At 46.3% G+C, this 7331-nt stretch carries 2 protein-coding genes, 1 tRNA gene and 3 pseudogenes; 5 read left to right on the plus strand and 1 reads right to left on the minus strand.

From position 1 onward, the window contains the following. Positions 1-788: pseudogene (locus tag AXFE_RS19250) on the plus strand (IS1595-like element ISAxf1 family transposase); the annotation flags it as partial. 228 nt (positions 789-1016) lie between these two features. Here the strand turns inward: AXFE_RS19250 and leuS are convergent. After that, positions 1017-3527, minus strand: a complete 2511-nt coding sequence (gene leuS, locus AXFE_RS08645) for a leucine--tRNA ligase (protein WP_052605482.1) — start codon at positions 3525-3527, stop codon at positions 1017-1019. 383 nt (positions 3528-3910) lie between these two features. Here leuS and AXFE_RS08650 point away from each other — a divergent pair. From AXFE_RS08650 to AXFE_RS08660, 4 genes and pseudogenes are all read left to right on the plus strand, one after another. Next, positions 3911-3983 (plus strand) — tRNA-Ala (locus AXFE_RS08650). 172 nt (positions 3984-4155) lie between these two features. Further along, positions 4156-5102: pseudogene (locus AXFE_RS19255) on the plus strand (IS1595 family transposase); the annotation flags it as partial. A 139-nt stretch (positions 5103-5241) separates the two neighbouring features. After that, a pseudogene (locus AXFE_RS19260) lies at positions 5242-6161 on the plus strand (IS1595 family transposase). Positions 6162-6636: 475 nt separating this feature from the next. Beyond that, on the plus strand, positions 6637-7331 hold a 695-nt coding region (locus AXFE_RS08660; protein WP_152625974.1), incomplete at its 3' end, for an IS66 family transposase.

The raw sequence follows: 7331 nt of genomic DNA on the forward strand, positions 1-7331 counted from the left end.
CTCGAGCTCCNCTTTTTCAATGTAAATCTTGTCACCGTCAAACTAGCGTTACCTCCGGGACTATCTTTCATCGAAGCCATATCTCTTTATCCAAGTGGTTCTCCGCTATCTATCTATTGTCCAACGACAAGCGTGGTCTTTCGGCTACTACCATTGCTAAATTCGTTCAAGTATCTTATTCGACTGGCTGGTTGATGCTAAATAAGCTACGAAAAGCAATGGCTGACCGAAATGGTTTATATAAACTTGGAGGAAACGTCCAGGTAGATGAGTTCTTTTTAGGTAGTGAGAGCCATGGCGAAGGCTAAAGAGGAAAGGGAACAAAACAAACCAATGTCCTAATTGGAGTGTCGATTAGCAATGGTGCTCCTACTCATTGCTTCATGGAAGTAATCAAAGATACCACTGCTAAATCATTCAAAGATGTTTTTGTGAGACGTTTAGATTCCGATACCAAGCTGATAAGTGATGGTAACCCAAGTTACGGGGTATGTGCTCGAGACCTTGGACTAGCGCATTCGATCACTCTATCCAAAGACGAACAAGCACATGTAACATTCAAATGGCTCAACATCCTGATAGGGAACTGCAAGAAATTTATCGACGGAACATACCACGGACGTGAGGAACATAAGCAACTTTACCTCGAGGAATTCGCATACCGATTCAACCGAAGGCACTTTGAAATGTCCTTGGTAGAGCGACTTCTCAATACATGTGTGTTTGCGTCTCCACATCCGCTACTCCGCGAATCTGACTCCAAAATGGCTCTTGCTTACGAAACTTGATAAGTATGTACAAAAACTACTTCCAAACAGAAAGTAGAGTAAAAAGCTAAAAGGCCAATGGCGCGAGCGGTGGAAATAACTATTACCGACAACTCGATGGCTTAAATGTGAATTAACGAATCAAACGCCCCAAAGGTGTCATTGGGGCGTTTGATTGTTCTGAGTCAAATAACTTCGCCCATCCAATACGCGAACTCGAGAATATCCCAATGATTCACGAAAAATGGACTAAGGAATCAAATTGATCAACTTTGGAAGTCTATAGACCACTCTTGATGCAGAGCCGTTAGCAAGGAATGATAAAACCTTTTGGCTGCCCATGCTGAGGGCAAGAGCCTCTTGCTCTGTAATAGATCCATCAACTTCGAACTTCTCTCGCACCTTCCCAGCAACCTGTACGACCAAGGTCTCTTTGACGCTAGAGAGCAGTGCCTGGTCAGGAGTTGGCCATTTCTGAAGATGCACGATCTCGCCATCATGGCGAATCGACCAAAGTTCAGCACAGATGTGCGGAGTCATAGGCGCTAAAAGTTTGATCAAGATATCGATCGCTTCGTCGACGCTTGAAGAATCTGCTCCGTTTGAGATCCCCTTATATATCTGGTTGCACAGCGACATAGCTCCCGATACAACTGTATTGTAGGACCAGCGCTCGTAGTCTATTGTTGCCTTTTCGATGATTCGATGGGTAAATTCTCTGAGCAATTTCGACTCTGAATCTTGAACCTTCGTGGGTACATATTCATTGACAGCGACGCGATAGACGCGCTTGAGAAAACGAGAGCAACCCTCTATCATCTCATCGGCTTGACCTGTCCAATCAAAGTCGTCGCCGGGAGGCCCAATAAAAAGATGAAAGAGCCTAAGTGCATCAGCACCCACTCCATCAAAATATTGCTCTGGAGAAATTAAATTACCCTTTGATTTGGACATTTTTGATCCGTCCATCCTGATCATCCCTTGGGTAAAAAGACGAGCAAAAGGTTCCTTTAGTGACTTTGGAACTAACGAAAGATCTGAAAGCGCACGCGTAAAAAACCTAGCGTACATAAGATGCAAAATCGCGTGTTCGATACCGCCGATATATTGATCAACCGGCATCCACTCTTCAAGTGCCGTCAGAGAAAATGGCTCTTTGGAATTGAACGAGTCACAAAATCTGAGAAAATACCATGACGAGTCGACGAAGGTATCCATTGTGTCTGTCTCTCGAGTTGCTGGACCCCCACACTTTGGACAGACAGCCTTTGAAAATATTGCATGGCGCGCCAATGGAGATTCGCCTGTTGGAAGAAACTCAACATCATCAGGAGCCAAAACCGGAAGATCATCCACTGGAACCGTTGAAGTGCCACACTTGTCACAATAAACGATCGGAATTGGACATCCCCAATATCTCTGTCTGGAGATCAACCAATCGCGCAACCGATATTGCGTAGAGGCAACACCTAAGTCACGCTCTTGCAACCAAGAGATCGCCTTAGATTTGGCCTCCTCGATGGAAAGTCCATTCAAAAATTCAGAGTTTATCTTCTCGCCGCTTCCGGTATAGGCATCGCCTTCAAAGCCCTCTGGTGGTGCCACGGTTCGAATAATAGGCAGATCGAAGACTTTGGCAAAGTCATAATCCCGTTGATCCTCACCAGGAACGGCCATGATTGCGCCGGTTCCATAAGTCATAAGCACGTAATCCGCAATATAAAGTGGGACCAATTTTCCGGTGAATGGATTCATTACCGAGCATCGGGTAAAGATTCCTCTCTTTGGTCGTTCGGAAGTAGTCGTGACCCTATCCACGTCAGAAAGGTTCTTCACCGATTGAACGAAATCCTGGATCTCTCGAGAATTCTGTTCACTTACAGAAAACTCGGGACTAACCACATTGTCAATCTTCCACTTTTCATCTTGGATCTTCGAAGACGTGATCAACTCGACAAACGGATGCTCAGGGGCGATAACGGCATAAGTCATGCCAAAGGAGGTATCAGGCCGGGTTGTGTAAACCTCAATCGAATAGTCAGACAGCCCTGCAACTTTGAGCTTCATCTTAGCGCCGACAGACCGACCGATCCAGTTACGCTGCATCGTTTTGACTCGCTCTGGCCAATCCAAACTGTCGAGGCCTTCAAGAAGATCATCGGCATAGGAAGTAATCCGAAAGAACCACTGCGAAAGGTTCTTACGTTCAACGATGTCACCGCTGCGATCACACGTACCGTCGGAATTCACTTGCTCATTTGCCAACACCGTTTGGCAACCTGGACACCAATTGACTGGGGCCTCTGCCTTGTAAGCAAGGCCCGCTTCATAAAGTCTGGCAAAGATAATCTGTGACCATTTAATCATCGATGGATCGTGACTCTTTGATTCACGTCGCCAATCAAAGACCGCTCCAAGGCGCTTTACGCTGGAACGAAGTTCGTCAATTCGTGCATCGGTATATTCCCTAGGATGAATCTTGGTCCTTATGGCAGCATTCTCTGCAGGAAGTCCAAACGAATCAAAGCCAAATGGCGAAAGGACGGCCTCGCCCTTCATTGTTCTAAAGCGAACATTTAGATCGCCGAAGGTATAGTTCTTAACATGGCCCTGATGCGCAGCACCCGATGGATAAGGATACATACACAAGACATACGATCTTGGCCGGGTATCGTCATCATCGACTTGGTAGATTCCCGATTCTTCCCAAATCCGTTGCCACTTACGCTCAACTTCTTGTACGTTATAAACCTCAGTCATTGACCCTCATGTCGTTACAAAATTACAACCATTCTAAACGGGGCGTCGTTAGAATACATTTTTGTGTGTCAAAAGTGTATTCTAACGATATAGGTTTCATTGATGGAAAATCACACCATTGCTAGCGCCCGGGAGCTCCATACCCAGAGATTGCCTGAGGCCAAGAGGCAGCACCGACCTAGTGCAAGCTAGTATCGACACATTGGAACTGACCTATTGCCCTGTAAATGACCAAATCCGACCTTGCTAATTTTTGTCAAAGCTATGGCTCCACCTTTCACATTTACCACTCGGTCAGGGTGCCAGAAGGACAAAAGTTCATTAATTCGACTTGAGGCTAACCGATCAAACAATTTTGCAATATACTGTCATGGTGACCTCTTGGGGGTGTAGCTCAGCTGGAAGAGCATTTGACTGGCAGTCAAAAGGTCGTGGGTTCGAGCCCCATCACCTCCACTCGTAGTCATGACTTTGGAACTTTCATCGACAAACCAGGCGATGCAAGTTCCAAGGTAATGAATTGGCATCTTAACGAGCCACACCTCCTAGCAATTACCAACCTACTTATCAACTTTCGTAAGTTTCGCCTTCACCGAGACCAGATTGGAGCTAATCCTTAGTAGAACAGATGTTCGATAAAGCTGTCTTGGTAGATCTCTCAGGCTTTATGGTACGCTTCGCTTCAGAGGGAGCATGTGAAGATCATTTGATCAAATTGCTATTGCTATTGCTATTGCTATTGCTATTGCTATTGCTATTGCTATTGCTATGAGGGATTTAGATGCTCAAAGTGTAACTTCGATCAATTTACTTTAGTAAGGGCAAATCATTTCAAGAAATGCAGCATCTCGAGCTCCACTTTTTCAATGTAAATCTTGTCACCGCCAAACTAGCGTTACCTCCGGAACCATCTTTCATCGAAGCCATATCTCTTTATCCAAGTGGTTCTCCGCTATCTATCTATTGTCCAACGACAAGCGTGGTCTTTCGGCTACTACCCCCTAGCCATCAGAGCCCTTGCTAAATTCGTTCAAGTTTCTTATTCGACTGGCTGGTTGATGCTAAATAAGCTACCTAAGGCAATGGCTGAGCGTAATGGCTGAGCGAGATGGTTTATACAAACTTGGAGAAAACGCCTGAGTAGATGAGTTCTTTTTAGGTGGTGAGAGCCATGGCGAAGGCTAAAGAGGAAAGGGAACAAAACAAACCAATGTTCTAATTGGAGTGTCGATTAGCAATGGTGCTCCTACTCATTGCTTCATGGAAGTAATCAAAGATACCACTGCTAAATCACCCAAAGATGTTTTTGTGAGACGTTGAGATTCTAATACCAAGCTGATAAGTGATGGTAACCCAAGTTACGGGGTATGTGCTGAAAGACCTTGGACTAGCGCACTGGTTCACTCTATCCAAAGACGAACAAGCACATGTAACATTCAAATGGCTCAAGATCCTAAATTGGAAACTGCAAGAAATTTATCGACGGAACATACCACGGAGATGAGGAACATAAGCAACTTATGCCTCGAGGAATTCGCATACCGATTCAACCCAAGGCACTTTGAAACATACTTATCAAGTTTCGTAAGTTTCGCCTCCACCGAGACCAGATTGGAGCTAATCTTTAGTAGAACAGATGTTCGATAAAGGAGGCATGGTGGATATCTCAGGCTTTATGGTACGCTTCGCTTCAAAGTAAGCATGTGAAGATCAATTGATCAAATTGCTATTGCTATTAGGGATTTAGATTCTCAAAGTGTAACTTCGATCAATTTACTTTAGTAAGGGCAAATCATTTCAAGAAATGCAGCATCTCGAGCTCCACTTTTTCAATGTAAATCTTGTCACCGCCAAACTAGCGTTACCTCCGGAACCATCTTTCATCGAAGTCATATCTCTTTATCCAAGTGGTTCTCCGCTATCTATCTATTGTCCAACGACAAGCGTGGTCTTTCGGCTACTACCCCCTAGCCATCAGAGCCCTTGCTAAATTCGTTCAAGTTTCTTATTCGACTGGCTGGTTGATGCTAAATAAGCTACCTAAGGCAATGGCTGAGCGTAATGGCTGAGCGAGATGGTTTATACAAACTTGGAGAAAACGCCTGAGTAGATGAGTTCTTTTTAGGTGGTGAGAGCCATGGCGAAGGCTAAAGAGGAAAGGGAACAAAACAAACCAATGTTCTAATTGCAGTGTCGATTAGCAATGGTGCTCCTACTCATTGCTTCATGGAAGTAATCAAAGATACCACTGCTAAATCACCCAAAGATGTTTTTGTGAGACGTTGAGATTCTAATACCAAGCTGATAAGTGATGGTGACCCAAGTTACGGGGTATGTGCTGAAAGACCTTGGACTAGCGCACTGGTTCACTCTATCCAAAGACGAACAAGCACATGTAACATTCAAATGGCTCAAGATCCTAAATTGGAAACTGCAAGAAATTTATCGACGGAACCCACCACGGAGATGAGGAACATAAGCAACTTATGCCTCGAGGAATTCGCATACCGATTCAACGCAAGGCACTTTGAAATGTCCTTGGTAGAGCGACTTCTCAATACATGTGTGTTTGCGTCTCCACATCCGCTACTCCGCGAATCTGATTCCAAAATGGCTCTTGCTTACGAAACTTGATAAGTATGCTTTGAAATGTCATTGGTCGAGCGACTTCTCAATACATGTGTGTTTGCGTCTCCACATCCGCTACTCCGAGAATTTGACTCCAAATTGGTTTTTGCTAGCGAAACTAGATAAGTATGCTTTGAAATGTCATTGGTCGAGCGACTTCTCAATACATGTGTGTTTGCGTCTCCACATCCGCTTATCCGCGAATCAGAGTCTGAAATGGTTATTGCTTGCGAAACTTGATAAGTCTGAAAAGATACGACTTTGGGGAACACGGAGTCGCCGACTACCACTGATCAGGCGACCTCTCACCTGCCTATCACCGATCTATGAAAGGTTCCACACCATCGTACACATTCGGTGATCCCGTCAAACAAGCGGTGCTGTAGACACTCGATGATGGCGTAAGGTTGGGGTAGCTGGCCTATCCTCTGTGGCCTAGGGTGGCTGGACACGGCGCTTTAATTGTGATAGTTATAGTTACGTGGCAAAAACAGTGCGCCAATACGACAACGAGCGGATCGCTTCGCTGGAGGCCGAGAACGTCGTCCTTAGGTCCGAGCGTGACGAGTTGTCTGCCAAAGTGGATGCACTCACAGCCAAGATCGTCGAGCTAACCAAACAGGCTTTCGGGCGTCGCTCCGAACGGGCGAAGATGGCTCAGGATGTGAACGCAGAACCAATAGGCGCCTTGGAAGAAAGTAGCGACCCTGAGCCTGATGAGGTGCCAAGGCGCAAGAGAGGTCAACAACTCGGGCACCGCGGCCATGGTCGACGCAGCTATGACCACCTACCACGCGTACAACAGATCCATGAGCCCGATTCCAAGCTGTTGGTCTGTGGGAGCTGTGGTGCGCCTTATGCGCCTTTCGGAGAGGAACGCTGCGAGGAGATCGACGTCGAGGTGATAGTCCGGGTCATCGACCATATCCGTCCGACGTACCGGAGAGGATGTAACTGCAAGGCGACCAAGGGGGTCGTAGCTGGCGCACCACCAGCGAAGGTAGTTCCAAAAGGTAGGCTGTCGGCTGGGTTCCTCGCCCATATCGTGGTGGCGAAGTTTCTCCTTGGGCTCCCGATCAACCGGGTATGTGCAGCACTTGCGATGCAAGGGGCCAACTTCGCTCCTTCGACTCTGGTGGGAGCGCTGCGTAGCCTAGGCCCGCTCCTCGCTCCGCT

Origin of the sequence: Acidithrix ferrooxidans (assembly GCF_000949295.1) — a bacterium.
Classification (GTDB): Bacteria; Actinomycetota; Acidimicrobiia; order Acidimicrobiales; family Acidimicrobiaceae; genus Acidithrix; species Acidithrix ferrooxidans.